We start from the raw sequence: 21,745 nt of genomic DNA, 5'->3' as shown, positions 1-21,745 counted from the left end.
CGATGCCCCAGGAGCGGACCCGGCGAGGGATTATTCGAGAGTTCAATAATAGTTCCCGCTGTCCATTGACTGGACAACTAAGTCCAACATGCGGACACACAAGAAAATCTCACCTTGTGGTCCGCGCCACATTACCTCACCATCGCCTCACGCGCTGGTGACCCCGCCGATAGGGAAATGTCACAGCACGTTTACAAACGGCGCCCGTCCACGAAATGCGCGAAACCTACCTTGGAAGAACAACGTCCCCCACCAAGGAGGCACTCCGTGACTGTTGACCGCTCCGCAGATGAACTGGCCCCTGCCCAGTCCACTGCCACCGCCGCCCCCGCCCTTGATCACCGCCCCGGCCGCTGGATTGCCAACTGGGATGCCGAAGACAAGGGCCAGTGGGAAGCCGAAGGCCGGTCCATCGCCAAGCGAAATCTCTACTGGTCGATCTTCGCCGAATTCCTCGGCTTCGTCGTCTGGCAGCTGTGGTCCATTGTGGTGGTCCAGCTCCCCGCAGCAGGCTTTACCTTCGACACCAACCAGATCTTCTGGCTCATCTCCATCCCCAGCCTTGTAGGCGCAACGCTCCGCATTCCCTATACATTCATGGTTCCCAAGTTCGGTGGCCGGAACTGGACCATCGTCTCGGCGTTGCTCCTGCTGATCCCCACCACAGGCCTGGCCATCTGTGTCTCCAACCCCGAGACACCCTTCGGCATCATGCTCCTCATGGCCGGTCTGGCCGGCTTCGGTGGCGGCAACTTCGCCAGCTCGATGGCCAACATCACCTTCTTCTACCCCGCACGCGAAAAGGGTTGGGCGCTGGGCCTGAACGCTGCCGGCGGCAACCTCGGTGCCGCCGTCGCACAGCTTGTTGTCCCCATCGCCATCACCCTGCTGGCCGCCGGAACCGTCAACCTGCCCATGGCGGGAATCATCTGGATTCCGCTGATCATCATCGCCGCCTTCGGCGCCTTCAAGTACATGAACAACCTCACCAGCGCCAAGGGTGACGTGGCCGGCTCCCTGGCCGCCCTCAAGGAACCGCATCTGTGGATCATGGCGTTCCTGTACATCGGAACTTTCGGCTCCTTCATCGGCTTCGCAGGTGTCTTCCCCAAGCTGATCAAGGACTACTTCCCGGACTTCTCGTCCATCCATGTTGGCGCGGTAGCGCTCTCATTGGCCTTCCTCGGCCCGCTGGTCGGCTCCCTGGCCCGTCCCTACGGTGGCCGCATGGCCGACCGCATGGGCGGGGCACGCATGACCATCGCCTCGTTCGCTTCCATGGCCGTCATCACGTTGACCATGATCTGGACACTGCCCCTGAAGAACTTCTGGCTCTTCCTCACCTTGTTCCTGCTGCTCTTCCTGGCCAGCGGCTTCGGGAACGGCGCCACGTACCGCATGATCCCGGTGATCTTCGCAACCTCCAGCCGGGCGGCACGCTCAGGCGCCCCCAGCGCCACCACGGCTCGTCTTGCCTCGTCCTCCCTGGGCCTGATCTCCGCGATCGGCGCCTACGGCGGCTTCGTCATCCCGCAGGTACTCAACGCTTCCAACTCGGCCAGCGGCTCCTACACCCCGGCGTTCTACGGCTTCGTCGGAGCCTATGTCCTGATGCTCGCCGTCTGCTGGGCCTGCTACATCCGCCCTGCCCGGAAGCGCAACACGATCGGACACATCTAGATGCCCAACGGCGCCGATACCCACTGCCCCTACTGCGCGCTCCAGTGCGCCATGACGCTGACCCCGGCTGCCTCTGCAGCCGGGACAGCGGCAGCGCCCACCGCAGAACCGGCCACCCCCGCCGTCCCGCTCGAGGTTTCAGGGCGCGACTTCCCCACCAACCGGGGCGGGCTGTGCCGCAAAGGCTGGACATCGGCGTCGTTGTTGCGCCACAACGGCCGCGTCACTGAGCCGATGCTCAAAGGCTCCGACGGCGTCCATCAGCCCATCTCCTGGGACCAGGCCCTCATGCTGATCACCGCAGCCGTTAAAGACACCCAGCAGCAGTACGGGAACGACGCTGTTGGAGTCTTCGGCGGCGGCGGCCTCACCAACGAGAAGGCTTACCTGCTGGGCAAATTCGCCCGGTTGGCACTCCGGACCTCACGCATCGACTACAACGGCCGGTTCTGCATGTCATCCGCAGCAGCCGCCGGCAACCGCGCCTTCGGTGTGGACCGCGGGCTCCCCTTCCCGGTCTCCGACCTCGACACCGCGTCCGTGATCCTCATGCTCGGTTCAAACGTGGCCGAGACCATGCCGCCCTTCGTCCAGCACCTCCAGGGCGCGCGCGACGCCGGCGGGCTGATTGTGGTGGACCCGCGCCGCTCGGCTACTGCAGCATTCACTGGCGACGGCGGCGGCCTCCACTTGCAGCCGACGCCCGGCACCGATTTGGCCCTCCTGTTGGGCATTTCGCACGTCGTGGTCCACGAAGGCCTGGCAGACTCTGAGTACATCGCCGCCAACACCAGTGGATACGCGGCCGTGGTGCGCAGCCTCAACGCCTTCTGGCCGGAGCGCGTCCAGTCCATCACCGGCGTGCCCGCCACCCTCATCCGTGAGACGGCCCGACGTTTGGCCCAAGGTGCCCGTGACGGCGGCAGCTACATCCTCAGCGGCCGTGGCGTGGAGCAGCACGTGGACGGCACCGACACCGCCACCGCAGCCATCAATCTGAGCCTCATCCTCGGGCTACCGGGCTCGGCCCGCAGCGGCTACGGCACCCTCACCGGCCAAGGTAACGGCCAGGGTGGCCGTGAGCATGGCCAGAAGGCGGACCAGCTCCCGGGCTACCGCAAGATCACCGACCCCGCGGCGCGCGCCCACGTCGCCGGTGTGTGGGGCGTCGACGAGTCACTCATCCCCGGGCCCGGCCTGCCCGCCGTCGAACTTCTCACGTCGCTGGGACAGCCCGACGGCGTGCGCTGCCTTTTCGTGCACGGCGCCAACGTGGTGGTGTCGGCTCCGGACACAAACGCAGTGACCCGGGGTCTCCGCAGCCTGGACTTCCTGGTGGTGTGCGACTTCTTCATGTCCGAGACCGCCGCCGAGGCTGACCTGGTCCTACCCGTCACCCAGTGGGCCGAGGAAGAGGGCACGCTGACCAACCTCGAGGGCCGGGTGATCCGTCGCCGGCGCGCGCTGACGCCTCCCCCGGGCGTGCGCAGCGAGCTGTGGCTCATGGCCCGGCTTGCCGGGATGCTTGACGCTCCTTCAACGTTCAGCGATGACCCCGAGACCGTGTTTGAAGAGCTTCGATTGGCCTCTGCCGGCGGTCTGGCCGATTACTCGGGCATCGACTACGCCCTGCTGGACCGCGGCGAAGCTGCCTATTGGCCCTACCCCGTGGGCAGTACGGGCACTCCACGGCTCTTCGGCGATGGGTTCGCCCACGCCGATGGCCGCGCGGTGATGGTTCCGGTCACTCCGTCCAGGCGGGCTGTACGTTCATTCGCCGATGACTCCCTTGCACTTGCCACCGGCCGCCTCCTGGAGCATTACCAGTCCGGCGCCCAGACCCGTCGTGTCAGCGAGCTCCTGGCGTCCCAGCCGCAAGCCCGGCTGCTCATCCACCCCGGGACGGCGGCAGCGCGGGGCCTGGCCGACGGCGACTACGCCACCGTCACCAACGAGCGGGGCGAGGTCCTCTGCCGCGCCGAACTCAGCAATACCGTCCGCCCGGACACTGTTTTCCTGCCGTTCCACTTCCCTGGGCAGGAAAACGCCAACCGGCTCACGGAGGCGGCCACAGATCCTATTTCCGGTATGCCGGAGTTCAAGACCAGCCGGGTTTGGGTCCGGAAGGCGGCCGCTACGCAGGACGCTTCTTCCGTTCCCGGACGGTTCGGGATGCCATTGCACGTCAAGGAGGCTTTATGAGCGAGCGCATTGTTGTTGTTGGATTCGGGCCAGTGGCTGCCCGGCTCGTGGACGAACTGCTCCCCGCTGTCCGGACGGGTCTGGTCCAGTTGCTCGTAGTAGGTCAGGAAGCCGAAGCCGCGTACAACCGCGTGATGGTGGCTGAACTGGCCGTCGGCCGTACCACCGCCGACGCTTTGGCGATGGCAGACGCTTCCGATTTGGAGTCCGACGGCGTGCAGGTGCGGCTGGGCGTCAAGGTCAAAAGGGTCGACCGCGCCCGCCAACACGTAGTCCTCTCCGATGGCACCACAGAACACTACGACCGCTTGGTGTTCGCCACGGGGTCCCGGCCCGTAATTCCCAACCTCACCGGACTGAACCCGGATCCTTCCGGTCCCGTACTTCCGGCCGGGGTCACTGCGCTGCGTGATCTGAAGGACGCGGCCGTCCTCCGTGCGGCCGTGGCTGGCGGCAAGCGCGTGGTGGTGCTGGGTGGCGGCGTTCTTGGCCTTGAGACTGCGCTCGCGGCCGCGGAGGAAGGCGCCCAAGCAACCGTGGTCCACAACGGCCCCTTCCCCCTGGGTCGCAGCATCGACCGCGGAAGCGGGTCCGTGCTGACCAACAGTTTGCGGGCAGGCGGTGTCCGGATGGCAGGCAACGCGCGTTCCACCGGCGTGGAAACGGCTGGTCCCGGCGGCAGCTTCTCCGCGTTGCTGCTGGATGACGGCTCCGCGATCGACGGCGACCTGCTGGTGTTGTCCTGTGGTGTCCGCCCGCGGATCGAACTGGCCAAGGGCTGCGGACTTCCTGTGGCGTCCGGCATCCTGGTGGACCACCATCTCCGGACCTATCACGAGCCCCACATGTTCGCGATCGGCGACTGCGCCGAGGTCCGCTGCCCCGATGCTGCGTGCGTGGACTGCAGGACGGCCGGCGGCCCCTCAGGGTTGGTGGGGCCCGGGTGGCGGCAGGCTGAGTGGCTGGCCGAATACTTGACGGTGTTGGCGCGGGACGGTCAATCCGTTGCCGACGCCCTGGAGCCCCTTCCCAAGGAAAAGCCCGGAGTGGTGGTCCTGAAGGCCCGCGGCATCAACCTTGCAGTGGCTGGCGACAACCACGCTGACATGTGGGACGAAGAATTGTTGGAAGCAGGCGCTACGTCCGGGCGTGCCCGCCGACAGATTTCACAGTGGGCCGACCCCGAGCATGGCCGCTACGTCAAGATGACCACCCGCGGCGGAGTCCTGGAGGGCTTGGTGGCAGTGGGCATGCCCCGGACTGCTGCGGAGCTCGTAGTCCTCTTCGAGCGCTCCTCTGAGCTGCCGGCGGACCGCTCCTTGCTGCTCCGACTCGACGGGCCCGACCAGCTCGATGCCGGTGGCGCCACGAGCAACGATCCCCAGCGGACCGTGTGCCGTTGCGCCGGCGTGAATGCGGCCAGCATTGAGGATTCCGTGCTGGCGGGCTGCAGCACGGTTGGCGAGGTCTCCAAGGCCACTCGCGCCGGTACAGGCTGCGGAGGATGCCGTGAAGACATCAAAGGGATCATCGAAAAACATTTCCAAGCGGCTGCCGCCTGAAGCCGCGTAACTCCCTAGAATGCTCTGGTGAACGTTTCCGAGCAAGCACCTGGTGTGTTCTTTGTCGAAGGGCCTGCCTCCAACTGGCTCATTGTCCGTGACGACTCCGGCTTCATCCTGATCGACGGCGGATATCCGGCGGACCGCGGCCTGGTGCTGCAGTCGATCCGGGGGCTCGGCCTGGAGCCTGCCGATGCGGAGGGCATGCTCATCACGCACGGGCACGTGGACCACACAGGATCCGCGGCCTACTTCTCACGGACCTTTGGCACGCCCATCCTGTGCTCCCTCGAAGAACTCCCTCATGTCCAAGGCAGGGAGAAACACCAAGTCACCTTCGGTCAGGTCCTGGTCCGGGCCTGGCGTCCCAAGGTATTCCGCTGGATGCTGCACGTCATCAAAGCCAAGGCCCTTCAGGCGGAACCGGCCACACGCGCCGAGGCCTGGACGGCGGAGAAGCTCCAGAGCCTGCCCGGCAAGCCCGAATCGATCTTGCTTCCCGGGCACACCCCCGGCAACGTAGCTTTGCTGCTGCCCAGTGCCCAGGCGATCGCCGTGGGTGACTCTTTCGTCAGCGGGCACCCGATCAGCCCGACATCGGGGCCTCAGATGCTGCACAGGATGTACCACTCGAACCCAGTGGCGGCGTTGGCCTCTGCCCGGCTCCTGGAGAGCGTCCAAGCCAAGGTAATCCTGCCAGGCCACGGCCCCGCGCTGCACCTGCCCCTGGCCGAAGCGGTGAACCAGCTGCACTCCTAGGAACGCAATGAGCCCGTTTCGATGGCTCGCTGCGGATCATGCCGGTCGAACGGCATGGCGCGCAGCGAAGCCCCGAAACGGGCGTCTGCGCTGGAACTACATGTGCACGTGCAAGCGGCGTGCCGCTTCGGAAATGGAGCCGGTCAGCGACGGGTAGACAGTGAACGCACTGGCAACGTCGTCCACGTGAAGCTTCTGGGTCACAGCCACGGAGATCGGGAAGATCAGTTCCGAAGCGTTCGGACCAACCACCACGCCACCGATGACGGTGCCGGATCCCTTGCGGGCGATGATCTTGACGAAGCCGTCCTTGGTGTTGCGCATCTTGGCTCGGGCATTGCTGAGCAGGGACAGCATCACGACGTCGCCCTGGTACTTCCCGGAGGCGAGATCGGCCTCGGAAACGCCTACGGAGGCGATCTCCGGGGACGTGAAGATGTTGGACGCCACCTGGTTGAGCTTGAGCGGCTTCACGCCGTCGCCCATGAAGTGCGCAATCGCGATGCGACCCTGCATGGCTGCGACGGACGCGAGGGCGAAGACACCCGTGCAGTCGCCGGCAGCATAGATGTTGGGAGCCGTGGTGCGGGAAACACCGTCAACCTTGATGTGGCCGGACTCCGTCAGCGTCACTCCGGCTTCCTCGAGGCCGATGCCCGCGGTGTTGGGAATGGAACCGACACACACCAAACAGTGCGACCCAGTCACCACCGATCCGTCACCCAGGGTGACCTTCACGCCGTCGTCCGTTCGCTCCACCGCGTTGGCGCGGGACTTGGACAAGACTCGAACGCCGCGACGCTCAAAAACGCCTTCCAGCAGTTTGGCCGCATCCGTGTCCTCGCCGGGGAGGACTTGGTCGCGGCTGGAGATCAGCGTGACGTTGGAGCCCAGTCCGTTGTAGGCGGACGCGAATTCGGCGCCCGTCACACCGGAACCCACCACGATGAGGTCTTCGGGGAGTTCGTCCAGGTTGTAGATCTGGGCCCAGTTCAGGATGCGTTCGCCATCGGGCTTGGCCGTGGGGAGTTCGCGGGGGTGGGCACCAACAGCCAGCAAGATGGCGTCCGCGTCGATGGTGCGGGTGCCGTCGATGGTCAGGACCTCGATGGTGTTGTTGTCCAACAGTTTGCCGGAACCAATGACGATCTCCACACCCAAACGCTCGAGGCCCGCACGGATGTCCTCGGACTGTCCGTGTGCCAGGTTCAGGACGCGATCGTTGATGTGTTTGAGGTCGGCCCGCGGCTTTGAGGCCGTGCCGTCGCCGTCGAACTTCACGCCCAGCTCGTCCGCCTCGCCCACGCGGGTCATGAGGTCGGCGGTGGCGATCAGGGTCTTGGAAGGCACGACGTCGGTCAGCACGGCTGAGCCACCGAGGCCTGCGCGCTCGACGATGGTGACGTGGGCGCCGAGTGAGGCGGCCACCATGGCAGCTTCGTAACCACCGGGACCACCTCCAAGGATCGCGATACGGGGGGCACTGAAGTCAACTTGGGTGGTCACAATCCTCAATTCTCGCTCATTGCACCGGCGGCTGCCAGTCAGCCCACCCTCACCTGTGCCCCTACCTGATTTGGGCAGGTGCACGGTAGCTTGTACCAGTGAGTAACACTGAGCTGATGAACACAGACCCCTTCGAAGCCGCACAGGCCGCCGCAGACTTCATTGCCGCGGAGACCGGCGTCGAGTCCCACGACGTAGCCTTGGTGCTCGGATCCGGCTGGGCCGAAGCCGCCGATCTGATCGGCGAAACCACGGCCACCCTGAACGCTTCGGAAGTCCCCGGCTTCCACAAACCCGCAGTGGTGGGCCACGTAGGCACTATCCGCTCCGTCCTCACCAAAGAGGGCAAGCGCGCCCTCGTCCTGGGGGCAAGGACCCACTACTACGAAGGCCGCGGCGTCCGCTCCGTCGTCCACGGCGTACGCACCGCAGCAGCTGCCGGGTGCAAAACCCTGGTGCTCACCAACGGGTGTGGGGGCCTCAACGAGGATTGGACCCCGGGTACTCCGGTACTTATCAGCGACCACATCAATCTGACCGCTACGTCACCGCTTGAGGGCGCCACCTTCGTGGACCTCACGGACCTGTACTCGTCGCGCATCCGCCAGTTGGCCCGTGAGGTCGATTCCTCGCTGCAGGAAGGCGTGTACGCCCAGTTCACCGGCCCGCACTACGAGACGCCAGCTGAGGTGCAGTACGCCAAGCGGATCGGCGCAGACCTGGTGGGCATGTCTACGGCCTTGGAAGCCATCGCGGGCCGCCACGCGGGCATGGAAGTTTTCGGTATCTCCTTGGTCACCAACCTCGCCGCCGGCATCAGCCCGGTTCCGTTGAGCCACGCTGAAGTCCTGGAAGCCGGTCACGCTGCGGGCAAGCGCATCTCCAAGCTCCTGGCGGAGATCATCGCAAAGCTCTAGCTACTCCAAAGGCCCGGGCGTGGGTGCGTTCTGCCCAACGTTGACGGTGACGCCGTTGCTGGACACCCCGTCAACGCTGGCGGTAATGGTCACGGTTCCCTGCACGGCACCACCGCGGACCAGCCCGTCATTGACCGTGGCGATGATCGCGCGGCTCGACGCCCACGTGACCACCGGGTTGCCGGGGCGGCCATCGGTGTAGGTCACGGTGGCCTTCAGCTGGACTGTACCGCCCGGCTGAAGGACGAATGGACCGGCCGGACCCACGACGACGGTCCGCACCGCATGCTCCACGCTCACCTTCGATTCCGCCCGCCACTGCGTGCCGTCATCGGTGACATGGACCGCCGAGATGAGGACCTGTCCGAGGCCTTGGGCTGTCACCACTCCGGCGGCGGAAATTGTGGCCCGTTTCGGATCGCCGCTGGACCACTCCACGTCGGTGAGGTTTGCCGTGGAGCCGTCCGAGTATCCGGCCACTGCCCGGAACTGCAGCGCCTGGCCCTGCTTGAGGGTGGTCCCGGCGGGGTCGATGCTGAGCCCGGTGATCCGCGCCGGCGGTTTGGCCGTGACGGTGATGGACGATGCTCCTTGCAGGCCCGCCTCCGAGGCCGTGATCGTGGCGGTCCCGATGGCCGCAGCGGTGACCAGGCCATCTCCGTCCACCCGGGCCACAGCCGGCCGGTCGGAAGCCCACACAGCCGTCTGGTTGAGTTTCCCGAGCGAACCGTCACCGTAACTGCCTTCGGCGGTCAATTGCACTTTGCCGCCAAGCTCCACGGTTGATTGATCCGGGGTGACGCGGAGGGCCGTCAGCGGAGCAGTCCCGGGTGCGGTGACCGTGAGCGCCAAACGCCCGGAGACGCCGTCGAACGTTGCCGTCACTCCGGTGACGCCGGCACTCAGCGCCGTCGCCTCCCCTGTCCCCGCGACCTCCGCCACGGACGGGTCTTCGGACGCCCACGCGACGCCGTCCACCAGGGCGCGCCGGGATCCGTCGCTGTACATACCCTCAGCGGATAACCGGACAGTCGCCTCCGGGCGGAGCGACGCAGCCGGGGCCGTCACGCCGATGGATTCCAGGGTGACCGGTCCTTGTGTCAGGAAAGCCCGGGCGGCCACCAGGGCGGCGGTCAACACCAGCGCAGCGACGATCGCCACCAGCCACGTACGCAGCACGCGGTTGCGGACCCGGTCCGTGCCCGCCTCCAAGGCGCGTTCCATGTCCGCCGGATGCGTCCGGATATGGGCGGCGGCCTCGGCCAGCAGGACTTCGCGGAGTTCCGTTTTCATTTCTTGCCGCCTTCCAAGGCAAGGTGCTTGGTCTTGGCTTCTGCGGCCGCCAAGGACTTCGCCACATCAGCCACCGGGTGTTCCGTGATACCCGCGATCTCGGCGACGGTCAGCTTGGCGAAGTCATGGAGTACGACGGCGACCCGCTGGTCATGCGTCAATCCCGCCAGGAGGCTGCGGTCCGGTTTGGGCGGCTTCTTGCTGCTCCGAAGCCAGATTTGGTGCTTCCGGAGCAGGTCAACGTAGAGGCACAGCGTGTAAACACGCAGTTGCGGAGTGACTGGCCCCTTCCACGCACCTGACGCCTGGGACCAGGCTGCCTCGAGCATCCGACGCGCTTCCTCGGGATCCCCGCAGAGCAGGTGTGCACAGTATTCAAGGTCGCCCTTTTGCTGCTCGAACACGCTCCGAAGTTCGGCTTGGCGGTCCCTGAGGGCCGGACCCAGTTTGACGCTCGGGGTCAGGCCAAGCTCCACTTCCCGCACAATGGGCATGAACACGGCAGCGGCCAGTGCCAGGAAGCCGACTCCCATCAGGACCCCTGCCTGGACGATCACTGGAAACCCCCGGGGAAACGCCGGTGCCAGCCAACCGAAAGCTATGGCTCCGAGAGCGCCAGGACCCCGATGAGAAACCGCAGAGGAGTAACAGAGGAGCGCCAACGCCGCTTCGGTAACTCACACATAGTGCACCAGCTCACAAATGGGTGTAGCACACACAGTTTACGTCCATCGATTGGACGTTTGAAGCACCCAATCCAGAGGGGTTCCTACGGGTTTGGTTGCGCACCGTCAAGTCACAGGGAGCCAAGGTAAACGCACAGTAAATTCTCAGAATAAATCTGATTTTCTGCGCAACATTTGATTCCGGCACCCTGGATATGTCACGCGCGCCCGTTGGCAATGTAAGCGCTTGCGCATCTACCCGGCGGTAGCCTCCAAGGCCTGTGAAATGCCCTTTGATTTGCGGCCTAACACGTGTCTAGCGTGGAAGCGTTCCGGTAAGTCGACGTACCGGAACAAAGCGGTGAGTGCCCTACGGGGCCTCGCCGACACCTCGAAACGATGGCGTCCCTCGAAGACGCCACCAGCGGATCGAGCGGACGCCGGAGCAAAGAACCCCATCCGGGGATCAGGGCATGCGCCCCACTCCACGAAGTCCAACACTCCGCGAGAAGAGCAAGCATGAACACGCACTCAAACCCCCAACGGCCACGCCGCCGTCTGCGACGGGCAGTAGCCGTCGCAGCGGCAGCCAGCGTGGCGGGCAGCATCCTGCTGGTCACGCCCGCTGCACAGGCGAACCTGCCGGCCGACCCGCCGTCGAGCACCATGCCGGCGCCCACACCCGGTTTCCCGCTCCCGAGCCTGCACACCCAGCAGGCCTATGACCCCGCCGCAAACTTCACGTCCAAATGGACGCGAGCGGACGCCAAACAGATCATGGCGCAGAGCAACCCCAACGTCGCCCCCGGCCAGAACTCCATGAGTCCCAACGTCACCATGCCGGAAATCCCCAAGGACTTCCCTGCCATGAACGACGACGTCTGGGTCTGGGACACCTGGTCCCTGACGGACGAGAATGCCAACCAGATCAGCTACAAGGGCTGGGACGTGATCTTCGCGCTGGTCGCCGACCGCCACGCTGGCTACGGCTTCGACCAGCGCCACTGGAACGCCCGGATCGGTTACTTCTTCCGGAAGACCAACGCCGATCCCGCCAAGGACAAATGGAACTACGGCGGACACCTGTTCCTGGACAACACCTCCATCGGCAACACGGAATGGTCCGGCTCCACGCGCCTCATGCAGGGCAACAAAATCAACGTGTTCTACACGGCCACCACGTTCTACGACGTCGCCGAACGCAACGCCGGCGGCGGTGGAATCGCCCCGGATGCGGCCATCGCCAAGGCCCTCGGCAATATCCATGCCAACCAGAACGGCGTGACCTTCGACGGCTTCCAGCACACCAAGCTGCTGGAACCGGACGGAAAGCTGTACCAGAACAAGGCCCAGAACCCGGGCTTCGCGTTCCGTGACCCCTACACGTTCGCCGACCCCGCGCACCCGGGCAAAACTTTCATGGTCTTCGAAGGCAACACCGGCGGCACCCGCGGCTCCTACAAGTGCAAGCAGGAAGACCTTGGCTACCGCCCGGGAGATCCGAACGCCGAGACCGTGGACCAGGTCAACAGCACCACCGGTGCCTGGTACCAGACCGCCAACGTGGGCCTGGCCGTGGCCGACAACAAGGACCTCACCAAGTGGAGCTTCCTGCCGCCCATCCTGTCCGCCAACTGCGTCAACGACCAGACCGAGCGTCCGCAGATCTACATCCAGAACGAGAACGGCAAGAACAAGTACTACCTGTTCACCATCAGCCACCAGTTCACCTACGCGGACGGCATGCGCGGCCCTGACGGCGTGTACGGCTTCGTCGGCAACGGCGTCCGTTCCGACTACCAGCCGGTCAACAACAGCGGACTGGCCTTGGGCTCCCCCACGGACCTGAACATGCCGGCCAACGCGCCGGAGGGTCCGGACCCGAGGCAGAACGGCCGCCAGTTCCAGGCCTACTCGCACTACGTACAGCCCGGCGGACTGGTCCAATCGTTCATCGACAACGTGGACGGCGTCCGCGGCGGCTCCCTGTCCCCCACCGTGAAGATGAACTTCAAAGGTGGCGTGACCCAGGTTGACCGCAGTTTCGGCCAGAACGGCCTCGGCCCGTTCGGCTACCTGCCCACCAACGTCCGTGTTGGCGGCGAAGGCCACTACAAGTAGGCCGAAACACCCTGGCCGTGAGGCCGCGGCAGGGGTGTTGGCTCCAGAGCAGCCAGCACCCCTGCCACCCCGACCCCTTCAGGATTCTTCCCATGACTTACCCCAACCCCCACCTGTCCCGCCGCCAACTTCTGGCCGCAAGTGCCGCCGTCGTGGTCGCCTTTTCCGCCGCTTCCTGCACAGCCAGCCCGACGCCGGCCCCCACACCGGCGGGTCCGGCACCCAGCGCGAGGGATCCTTGGCGGCCCGTGGCACACCTGACGGCAGACAAGAACTGGCTCAACGACCCCAACGGGTTGGTCCATCACGACGGGACCTACCACGCGTTCTACCAGTACAACCCGCGCGGAAACTCGTGGGGCAACATGTCCTGGGGCCACTCCACCAGCACTGACCTGGTGCACTGGGAACAGCAGCCAGTCGCCCTGGAAGCAAGCCCCGAGGAAGAGATCTTCTCCGGCTGCATCGTGATGGACAAGAACAACGCCTCAGGACTCGGTTCAGCGGAGAACCCGCCCATGGTTGCCCTGTACACCAGCGCCTACGGCAGGAACGGCGCGCTCCCTGAAGGCGCCCAGGCCCAGTCGGTGGCGTTCAGCCTGGACAATGGAACCACGTGGCAGAAGTACCAGGGCAACCCCGTCCTGAACCTGGCACCCACCAACAACAACTTCCGCGACCCCAAGATCACCTGGTACGAGCCCGGCCGGTACTGGGTGATGACCACGGTGGTGGCCGACGCCCAGGTGGTCAAACTCTTCAAGTCCACCGACCTGCTGCACTGGGACTACCTGAGTGACTTCTCCGGAGTGGGGGCCCAAGGAGGGCTCTGGGAAGTACCGGAACTGGTGCTCATGGATGTGGAGGACTCCACCGCGAAGAAGTGGGTGATGCTGCTGAGCATCAACCCCGGAGGGATCGCGGGCGGCTCCGGAATGCAGTATTTTGTGGGCGAATTCGACGGGACCCGCTTCACGGCCGAGAACGCAGCGGCTCCCGATGCGCCCCTCAGCGAGTCCCAATGGCTGGATCATGGCGCCGACTACTACGCGGCGAACTCCATCTCCGGAGCGCCCGGGGACAAGCCCGTGCTGCTCGGATGGATGGGCAACTGGGACTACGCCGAACACGTTCCCACCACACCGTGGCGCGGCTCCATGGCAATCCCCCGCGAGCTCACTCTGGTCCGCGGGGAGCGCCGCTTTGAAGTGCGATCAGCCATTTCGGCTGCGGCACGGCAGACCTTGGAGCGCGGTGACGTGAAGAGCAAAAACCTCACCGTCGGCTCTTCCGATCAGGACCTCGGTGAGGACTTTACGGGGCGCGCGCAGCTGATCGAGTTGGAAATGGACCTGACGTCATCCCGTGAAGCCGGCGTTATCCTCCGCCAATCCGCCGATGCCAACACCGGCCTGCGCATCTCCTATGACAAGGAAACACGCACCGTGAAGGTTGATCGTTCGCGGGCCGGGACCACCAACTTTTCCGAGAAGTTCAGCCCATACCACGCCGTGTCGCTGCCCCCATCCGGTTCCGATGGCTCGGTCCGTCTGGAAATCCTCCTGGATTCCTCCTCCGTGGAAGTCTTCGCCCAGGACGGGGCGGCGGTCATCTCGGACACGTTCTTCCCGGACTGGGACGCCACGGGATCTTCGGTGTTCAGTGTGGACGGCGACACGGAGTTCATAGTGCGGATGCGCGCCCTTTAGGGCTGCCGAGGGGCGGGATCCCACCCTTTAAGACAACGCTTAGAATGGGGAGCTCGCCCCTCGTTGCCCCTCACTCCTCCATTTGAGGATAGTTTTGTCCCTATGACATCCAGCGATGCCGCCTTTGAACAGCTGATCACCGACGCCCGCCTGTGGGCCTCCCAAGACCCGGACCCGGTGACGTCGGCCGCTCTGGTTGAGCTCGCCGACCTCGCCAGCGGCGGTGACGCCGGTGCAGCGCAGGAGTTGGGCGACAGCTTCAGCGGCACACTGCAGTTCGGCACGGCGGGGCTCCGAGCAGCCCTGGGACCCGGCCCCAACCGAATGAACCGCGTGGTGGTCCGCCGGGCAGCGGCAGGACTGGCGGCCTTCCTCACCGAAGCCGTAGCCGCAGCTGCGCCGGGGACCCGGCCACGCGCCGTCGTCGGCTTTGATGCCCGGTACAACTCGGACATTTTCGCTGAGGAGACCGCGGCCATTTTCACCGCAGCCGGCATCGAAACGTTCCTCATGCCTGCTGCGCTCCCCACACCGTTGCTCGCCTACGCGGTCAGGAACCTGGATTGCGACGGCGGCGTGATGGTCACAGCCAGCCACAACCCGCCGCAGGACAACGGTTACAAGGTCTACCTGGGGCGGCACGCCGTGTCCGAGAGCGGCCGCGGTTCGCAGATCGTGGCCCCCTACGACGCCGAGATCGCGGCCAAGATCGGGGCCGTGGGCGCGTTAACGTCGATTGAGTTGGCTGACAGCGGCTGGACCGTGCTGCCGATGTCCATCGCTTCCGACTATGAATCCGCCATGGCAGGGCTGGTGGATCGGGAGCACTTCCCCGCGCGGGACCTCAAGATCGTCCTGACCCCCATGCACGGCGTGGGCGGAGAAACAGCAGTTTCCGTTCTGAACGCTGCCGGTTTCACGGACGTGACGCTCGTGGCCGAACAGGCTGAGCCGGACCCGGACTTCCCTACCGTTGCGTTCCCCAACCCGGAGGAGCCCGGCGCGCTGGACCTGGCACTCGCCGCTGCCGCGGACTCGGGTGCGGACATAGTTTTGGCCAATGATCCCGACGCCGATAGGGCTGCGGTTGCTGCGTTGGACCCCGCCACGGGCGCGTGGCGCATGCTGCGGGGCGACGAAGTGGGGGCGCTTTTGGGCGCACACATCGTGGCACGCCTGGCTGCCGGCGCCGAGGACGAGCCGCAGACCGGCGTTTTCGCCAACTCGATTGTTTCGTCGCGGCTGCTCTCGCGAATCGCTGCTGCGGCAAGCTACGCCCACGAGGAAACGCTGACAGGCTTCAAATGGATTTCACGCGTTCCCGGCCTCACCTATGGCTACGAGGAAGCGTTAGGCTACTGCGTGGCGCCGGACCTGGTCCGCGACAAGGACGGCATCTCAGCGGCCGTGCTGATCGCCGAGTTGGCGGCGGCCGCCAAGGCTGACGGCAAGACCATTTTCGACACACTGGATGATCTGTACCTGGTCCACGGGCTGCACGCCAGCGACCAGCTCAGCATTCGGGTGGCTGACCTGGGTCTTCTCGATGCCATGATGAACCGCTTGCGGGTCAACCCGCCCGAGGCGTTCGGCGGGTCCGCCGTCGAGGTCTTCACGGACCTGGCGGAAGGAAGCGAAGCCCTGCCGCCCACCGACGGCTTGCTGTACCTCACGCGGGACCAGAGCCGGGTGATCATCCGGCCCAGCGGCACGGAGCCCAAGCTGAAGTGTTACCTGGAAGTCATCCAAGCCGTGGAATCCGCGGCTGAGCTGCCGGCCGCACGCCAAGCGGCGCGGACATCCCTGGACGATGTCCTCAAGGATGTCCGCGAAGCATTGGGCTTGTAGCTCTTAGAGCTCAACCTCGATGAAGCCGTCCACCAAACGGGTGGCATAGGCCGCAAGCTTGAGCCCGGGGTTGGTGAAGCACTCACCGGTCTCGAGGTCGTAGACCTCTTTGTGCAGCGGCGAGGCGATGGTCGGCCGGCTGCCGCGGGACCCGATGATCCCCCTGGCCATGACGTTGGCGAGTGTTGCCGGGTCCTGTTGGGCAACGGCGAACACTTCGGTGGGCGCGGTGCGGAACAGCGCAACCTGGCGGCCGGCGATCAGTGCCGCCTCGCCCCAGGCCAGTTCAAGCTCGTCCACCGGGCACACCCGGTGCCATGTGGCGGTGGCGGTCAGGTCCTCGGCACGGTCCAGAATTACGGTCATTTCAGCCCCTCTCACTGTGTCCGGGCGCTGGCATCTTCCACCGTCACTCCCCCGGACCGGGCCACGCTTGCGGCCACCCCTCCACGCTAGGACGGCGGTGTTTCATGGGGGGTGCGCGTTTGTGTCCAACGGGTAAAAGAGACCTCACGCCCCCGGAAATGCGTTCGTGATGCAGAAGTTAAGATCACGAAACAAAAGGGAAACTGAAGCGAAACTGCCCGTCCCTAGGCTGGAAGCACAAGTTGCGGAGATCCGTCTGCAGCATCTGCGAAAGGCCCACCAGTGACCGGACACACTTCAAGTACAGAGAACCCGCGCCGCATCGTCGTCGTAGGCGGCGGCCCCGCTGCCCACCGTTTCGCCGATGCCATGGTCAATCGGGGACTTGAAGGTTGGCAGGTTACGGTACTGACCGAAGAGGCCCACCTCCCCTACGACCGCGTAGCGCTCAGCAAGGCACTCACCCAGACGGATGTGGACCTCACCTTGGGCGACGTGTCCATGTGGGATCACGAAGCCCTGACCCTTAAGACCGGCGAGCGCGCCGTCAAGATCGATGCCGAGTCCAAGAGCGTCCTCACGGCCGCCGGCAACAAGTATGAATATGACCACCTGGTAGTGGCCTCGGGCTCGGATGCGGCCCGCCTCCCCATCCCCGGCTCGGAACACACCCACGTTTATCGCACCCTTGAGGACGTCTGGGCCATCAACAAGGCAATCGCCGAGCTCCGCGGGAAACTGGGCCGCAAGGTCAACGCCGTCACCATCGGCGGTGGCCTGCTGGGACTTGAGTCCGCGGCCGGCACCGAGCAGCTGGGTGCCACCCCGATCGTCATCAACGGCGCACCCTGGCTCATGAACACGCAGCTGGATGAGGGCGCCGGCCAGGCGCTTGGCCGCCTGATTGAAGCCAAGGGTTTCGAAGTCCACGGTGGCGTCTTCCCGTCCGAAGTAGTGACGGACGACGACGGTAATGTCACCGGCGTCTTGATGGCTGACGGCCGCACCGTTGACGCCGACCTCGTGATCGTGGCCATCGGCGTCAAGCCCCGTGATGACCTGTTCCGCGCGGCTGAAGGCGAAGAGCAACTTTTCAGTCTGGGCCAGCGTGGCGGTGTAGTCATCAACGATTTCTGCGCCACCGAGGTGGAGGGCATCTGGGCCATCGGCGAAGTGGCCAACTTTGAGGGCATGTGCCTGGGCCTTGTTGCACCGGCGAATACGATGGCCGAGATCGTTGCCGACCGCTTGCACGGTGGAGAGGCCACGTTCCCTGGCTTCGACACGGCCACCAAGCTCAAGTTGTCCGGCGTCGACGTGGCCAGCTTCGGTGACGCGTTCGCCAGGACCGAGCACTCCCTTGAAATCGTATACGCCGACCCCGCCCGTGGCGTTTACCAGAAGATCGTCACCACGGACGATGCCAAGACCCTCCTGGGCGGAATTTTCGTGGGCGATGCCTCGCCTTACATGAGCCTCCGTCCGCTCCTGGGCCGCGAGCTGGCCGCCGAACCGGGCGCGTACCTGAGCGCAGCCGGTGGTGGCGAGGCACCGGAGACCGAACTCCCGGATGATGCGATCCTGTGCTCCTGCAACAACGTGGCGGCCGGCTCCATCCGCGACGCCATCAACGGTTGCGGTGCCTGCGAGGGCAATGCACCGGTGCAGGAACTGGGCGAGCTCAAGGGCTGCACTCGTGCGGGCACCCAGTGTGGTTCCTGTGTTCCGATGCTGAAGAAGCTCCTCGAAGGCGAACTCACCAAGTCCGGCATCGAGGTCTCCAAAGCTCTCTGCGAACACATCAGTCTCTCCCGTCAGGAACTCTTCGATGCCATCCGCGTCCTGGAGCTCACGTCCTTCGAAGACATTATGGCCACGTACGGCACCGGCGCCGGTTGCGACATCTGCAAGCCGACCATCGCTTCCATCTTGGCCAGCCAGCATTCCGCCTACGTCCTGGACGCCGGGCGTGGTTCCCTGCAGGACACCAACGACCGCGCCCTGGCGAACATGCAGAAGGACGGCACCTACTCCGTGGTTCCCCGCATCGCCGGCGGCGAGATTACGCCCAAGGGGCTCGGTGTCATTGCTGCGGTGGCTGAGAAGTACAACCTGTACACCAAGATCACTGGCGGCCAGCGCATCGATATGTTCGGTGCCCGACTCGAGCAACTGCCGGACATCTGGAAGGAACTGGTGGACGCCGGCTTCGAATCGGGCCAGGCGTACGGCAAGAGCCTCCGTACCGTGAAGTCCTGTGTTGGATCCACGTGGTGCCGCTTCGGTGTGCAGGATTCCGTGGCCATGGCCATCGCCCTGGAGCTGCGATACCGCGGCCTCCGCAGCCCGCACAAGCTGAAGATGGGCGTTTCGGGTTGCGCCCGTGAATGTGCCGAGGCCCGCGGCAAGGACGTCGGCGTGATTGCGACGGCAGATGGTTGGAACCTCTACGTGGGCGGTAACGGCGGCGCCACCCCGGCGCACGCCAAGCTCCTCGCCAAGGATTTGGACGATGAAACGCTGCTGAAGTACATCGACCGCTACCTGATGTACTACATCCGGACCGCCGACCGCCTGCAGCGCACCGCACGCTGGCAGGAAGAACTCGACGGCGACATCAAGCACGTCGAGGACGTGGTGGTCCATGATTCCCTGGGCATCGCCGAAGAGCTTGAGGCCGCCATGGCCAAGCACATCGACACCTATGAGGACGAGTGGGCCGAGACCCTGAAGGACCCGGAACGCCTCCGCCGTTTCCGTTCCTTTGTCAACGCCCCCAACCAGAAGGACGAGTCCATCTCCTTCGTTCCGGAGCGCGGCCAGATCCGCCCTGCCACGAACGAAGAAAAGGGCGGCGTACTCATCGCCTCCACCATCCCGGTCCGCAGCGAATAACAAGGGGTCCCCATGCAGCTCACCATTGATCTCACCGGCCGCGATGTCCTGGTCACAGGATCCGAAGAGGCCGCACGCCAAGCGGTACGCCGTTACCAGACCGCCGGCGCCAACGTCTACCGGCTGAGTGCCCCTGCCGGCATGCCTGGTGACGGCCAGCTTCCCGATCGCCCGTTCCTGGTTGCGGTAGTGGACGACGGCGACGCCGGTTGGGTTCCGTTGGTGGAACGCTGCCGCGACGCCGGGATACCGGTAGCCTTCGAGCCCGCGCCGGGAACAGAAGGCCATGTCACCCTGGTGGGTGGCGGCCCCGGCGCCCTGGACCTGCTCACGGTCGGTGCCGTGGATGCCCTGCGGGACGCCGATGTGGTGTTTTACGATCGTTTGGCCCCGTACCAGGAGCTGGCCGATCTGACATCCGCGGAACTGGTGGATGTTGGAAAGCAACCAGGCCTGCACAAGGTAACGCAACGGGACATCGAGAAGCTCATGGTGGAAGCTGCGCTGCTGGGCAAGAACGTGGTCCGACTCAAGGGCGGCGATCCCTATGTTTTCGGCCGCGGTGGCGAAGAAGTAGCCGCCTGCGTTGCTGCCGGGCTTCCTGTGCGCGTCATTTCCGGTGTCACCAGTGCCATCTCGGTTCCGGCCGCTGCGGGCATTCCGGTGACGCACCGCGAGGTGAGCCACATGTTCACCGTGGTGTCCGGGCACGCGCCCTTGACGGAGAAGGAACACACCCACCTCGCCGGCCTTGGCGGGACGATTGTGGTCCTCATGGGCATCGGCACTCTTCCCCAACTGGCGGCGGGCTTGCGGCGGGCAGGAATGAACTCCGAGATGCCGATGGCAGTCGTCGAACGAGGCTACCGTCCCGGACAGCGCACCACCATCGCTGACCTCGGTAGCATTGAAACGGCAGCATCCAGCTGCAGCAACCCGGCCGTCCTGGTTATCGGCGAGGTGGTCAGGGTGGCTGAAGCCAACCGGAATCATGCCGAAGCATCCGCTGAACTGAGCCGACTCGCGGCTTCGCTCCTTGAAGCCTGAGGGTATAAACACATGACTGTTGCACGCGCCATCGAAGTCCAGGACGCTACTGCCGCCCCGGAAGTCACCGAAGCTGCCGAGGCCCCGCTGGACGGATTCCGCATCGGCGTCACCTCGCACCGCCGTTCCCGTGACCTCATTGAGGCCCTGGAGCGTCGCGGTGCGAGCGTGTTGCACGCCCCTGCACTGAAGATTGCCCCGGTGCAGGAGGACATGGTCCTTATTGAGGACACCCGCACCATCATTGCTGCCACACCGGATATCTGCATCGCGACCACCGCTTACGGTATGCGGCGCTGGTGTGAGGCTGCCGATTCCTTCGGTATCGGCGAGCAACTCCTGGAGACCTTGTCCGCCTGCCGAATGTTTGTTCGCGGCCCCAAAGCCCGAGGCGCCGTGCGTGCGGCCGGACTTGCCGACGTCGGAATCAGCAGCGATGAAACCACAGCCACACTCGTGGACATGCTCCTGGCAGAGGGGGTGCGCGGCAAGACAGTGGCCGTTCAGCTGCATGGCTACACGGACGTTCGGCAGCTGGAACGGCTCCGCATGTCCGGGGCCACCGTGCTGACCGTGACGCCCTATCGCTGGGTGAAGCCGGATGGCGAGGACAAGCTGCCGCGCCTGATTGAGGCCGTGGTCAGCGGGAACCTGGATGTACTGACTTTCACCAGCGCTCCGGCCGTGGACGCAATGTGGAGCACCGCACATGAAATGGGTCTCTACCGGCAGCTCATCGAGGCCCTCAAGGGGCCGGTCACGGTCGCCGCCGTAGGGCCGGTCACCGCACAGCCACTGGTCGACGCTGGTCTGACGCCGCTCATCCCCGACCGCTACCGCATGGGTGCGCTGATTCGCCTGGTGACCGAACACCTTTCCCTGAACCACGTGCGCCGATTGGAGACCAAGAGCGCCACCATCGAATTGCGTGGGCGCTGCTTGCGGATCAATGGCGAAGTGGTGGAGTTGGCTCCTGCTCCCCTGCTGTTGCTGCGAGCGCTGCTCGGCGCTGGAGGGGCGGTGCTGTCCCGTGAGGCGCTCTCCGAGCTGCTGGACCTGCGCGGTTCCGTGCATGCCCTGGATATGACAGTGAGTAGGCTGCGGTCCGCGCTCCCGGACGGCAAACTCGTGGAAACCGTGGTGAAGCGCGGCTACCGGCTGCGGGCTTAGGTTTT

General features: G+C 65.1%; 15 protein-coding genes. 11 read left to right on the top strand and 4 right to left on the bottom strand.

What is annotated here, in order from left to right:
• Nucleotides 1-267: 267 nt before the first annotated feature.
• From ACR30Z_RS06880 to ACR30Z_RS06865, 4 genes are read left to right on the top strand one after another with little or no spacing between them, the layout of a single operon-like run.
• On the top strand, nucleotides 268-1,680 hold the full coding sequence (locus tag ACR30Z_RS06880) for an MFS transporter (protein ID WP_434371729.1): 1,413 nt from the start codon (nucleotides 268-270) through the stop codon (nucleotides 1,678-1,680).
• Nucleotides 1,681-3,882, top strand: coding sequence for a molybdopterin oxidoreductase family protein (locus ACR30Z_RS06875; protein WP_434371728.1), 2,202 nt, complete (start codon nucleotides 1,681-1,683; stop codon nucleotides 3,880-3,882).
• Nucleotides 3,879-5,444: an FAD-dependent oxidoreductase gene (locus ACR30Z_RS06870; RefSeq protein ID WP_434371727.1), complete on the top strand. Its 1,566-nt coding sequence runs from the start codon at nucleotides 3,879-3,881 to the stop codon at nucleotides 5,442-5,444. Before ACR30Z_RS06875 ends, ACR30Z_RS06870 begins: the two co-directional genes overlap by 4 nt.
• Before the next feature lie 27 nt (nucleotides 5,445-5,471).
• Nucleotides 5,472-6,203, top strand: coding sequence for an MBL fold metallo-hydrolase (locus tag ACR30Z_RS06865; protein ID WP_434371725.1), 732 nt, complete (start codon nucleotides 5,472-5,474; stop codon nucleotides 6,201-6,203).
• Between the two features lie 96 nt (nucleotides 6,204-6,299).
• Here the strand turns inward: ACR30Z_RS06865 and ACR30Z_RS06860 are convergent, their stop codons facing one another.
• Nucleotides 6,300-7,709 (bottom strand): NAD(P)H-quinone dehydrogenase, encoded by a 1,410-nt coding sequence (locus ACR30Z_RS06860; protein WP_144653195.1) that lies wholly within the window; start codon nucleotides 7,707-7,709, stop codon nucleotides 6,300-6,302.
• Between the two features lie 116 nt (nucleotides 7,710-7,825).
• Between ACR30Z_RS06860 and ACR30Z_RS06855 the strand changes: the two genes are divergently transcribed.
• Nucleotides 7,826-8,626, top strand: a complete 801-nt coding sequence (locus tag ACR30Z_RS06855) for a purine-nucleoside phosphorylase (RefSeq protein ID WP_434371723.1) — start codon at nucleotides 7,826-7,828, stop codon at nucleotides 8,624-8,626.
• Here the strand turns inward: ACR30Z_RS06855 and ACR30Z_RS06850 are convergent, their stop codons facing one another.
• Both ACR30Z_RS06850 and ACR30Z_RS06845 read right to left on the bottom strand, forming a co-directional pair.
• Complete coding sequence (locus tag ACR30Z_RS06850; protein ID WP_434371721.1) at nucleotides 8,627-9,919, bottom strand: Ig-like domain-containing protein; 1,293 nt, start codon at nucleotides 9,917-9,919, stop codon at nucleotides 8,627-8,629.
• A complete protein-coding gene (locus ACR30Z_RS06845) occupies nucleotides 9,916-10,476 on the bottom strand; it encodes a hypothetical protein (protein ID WP_434371720.1) in 561 nt (186 codons plus the stop codon). Before ACR30Z_RS06845 ends, ACR30Z_RS06850 begins: the two co-directional genes overlap by 4 nt.
• Before the next feature lie 627 nt (nucleotides 10,477-11,103).
• Here ACR30Z_RS06845 and ACR30Z_RS06840 point away from each other — a divergent pair.
• From ACR30Z_RS06840 to ACR30Z_RS06830, 3 genes are all read left to right on the top strand, one after another.
• Nucleotides 11,104-12,705: a glycoside hydrolase family 68 protein gene (locus ACR30Z_RS06840; RefSeq protein WP_144653191.1), complete on the top strand. Its 1,602-nt coding sequence runs from the start codon at nucleotides 11,104-11,106 to the stop codon at nucleotides 12,703-12,705.
• Nucleotides 12,706-12,797: 92 nt separating this feature from the next.
• Entirely contained in the window at nucleotides 12,798-14,414 is a 1,617-nt protein-coding gene (locus ACR30Z_RS06835; RefSeq protein WP_434371718.1) for a glycoside hydrolase family 32 protein, read from the top strand.
• Between the two features lie 102 nt (nucleotides 14,415-14,516).
• The gene (locus ACR30Z_RS06830; RefSeq protein ID WP_144653189.1) at nucleotides 14,517-16,262 is read left to right on the top strand and encodes a phospho-sugar mutase; all 1,746 of its coding nucleotides are present in this window, start codon (nucleotides 14,517-14,519) and stop codon (nucleotides 16,260-16,262) included.
• A gap of 3 nt (nucleotides 16,263-16,265) precedes the next feature.
• Here the strand turns inward: ACR30Z_RS06830 and nirD are convergent, their stop codons facing one another.
• A complete protein-coding gene (gene nirD, locus ACR30Z_RS06825) occupies nucleotides 16,266-16,628 on the bottom strand; it encodes a nitrite reductase small subunit NirD (protein WP_144653188.1) in 363 nt (120 codons plus the stop codon).
• A 282-nt stretch (nucleotides 16,629-16,910) separates the two neighbouring features.
• Between nirD and nirB the strand changes: the two genes are divergently transcribed.
• The 3 genes from nirB to ACR30Z_RS06810 are packed head-to-tail and all read left to right on the top strand — an operon-like array spanning nucleotide 16,911 to nucleotide 21,740.
• Complete coding sequence (gene nirB, locus ACR30Z_RS06820; protein ID WP_434371717.1) at nucleotides 16,911-19,523, top strand: nitrite reductase large subunit NirB; 2,613 nt, start codon at nucleotides 16,911-16,913, stop codon at nucleotides 19,521-19,523.
• 12 nt (nucleotides 19,524-19,535) lie between these two features.
• Complete coding sequence (gene cobA, locus ACR30Z_RS06815) at nucleotides 19,536-20,570, top strand: uroporphyrinogen-III C-methyltransferase (RefSeq protein WP_434371715.1); 1,035 nt, start codon at nucleotides 19,536-19,538, stop codon at nucleotides 20,568-20,570.
• Nucleotides 20,571-20,582: 12 nt separating this feature from the next.
• Nucleotides 20,583-21,740 carry a uroporphyrinogen-III synthase gene (locus ACR30Z_RS06810; RefSeq protein WP_434371713.1) on the top strand — a complete coding sequence of 386 codons (1,158 nt, stop codon included), beginning with the start codon at nucleotides 20,583-20,585 and terminating at the stop codon, nucleotides 21,738-21,740.
• The last annotated feature ends 5 nt before the right edge of the window (nucleotides 21,741-21,745 follow it).

It is taken from the genome of Paenarthrobacter sp. FR1 (assembly GCF_051106045.1).
GTDB lineage: Bacteria > Actinomycetota > Actinomycetes > Actinomycetales > Micrococcaceae > Arthrobacter > Arthrobacter nitroguajacolicus_A.
This window is presented reverse-complemented; position numbering and strand designations above follow the sequence as displayed.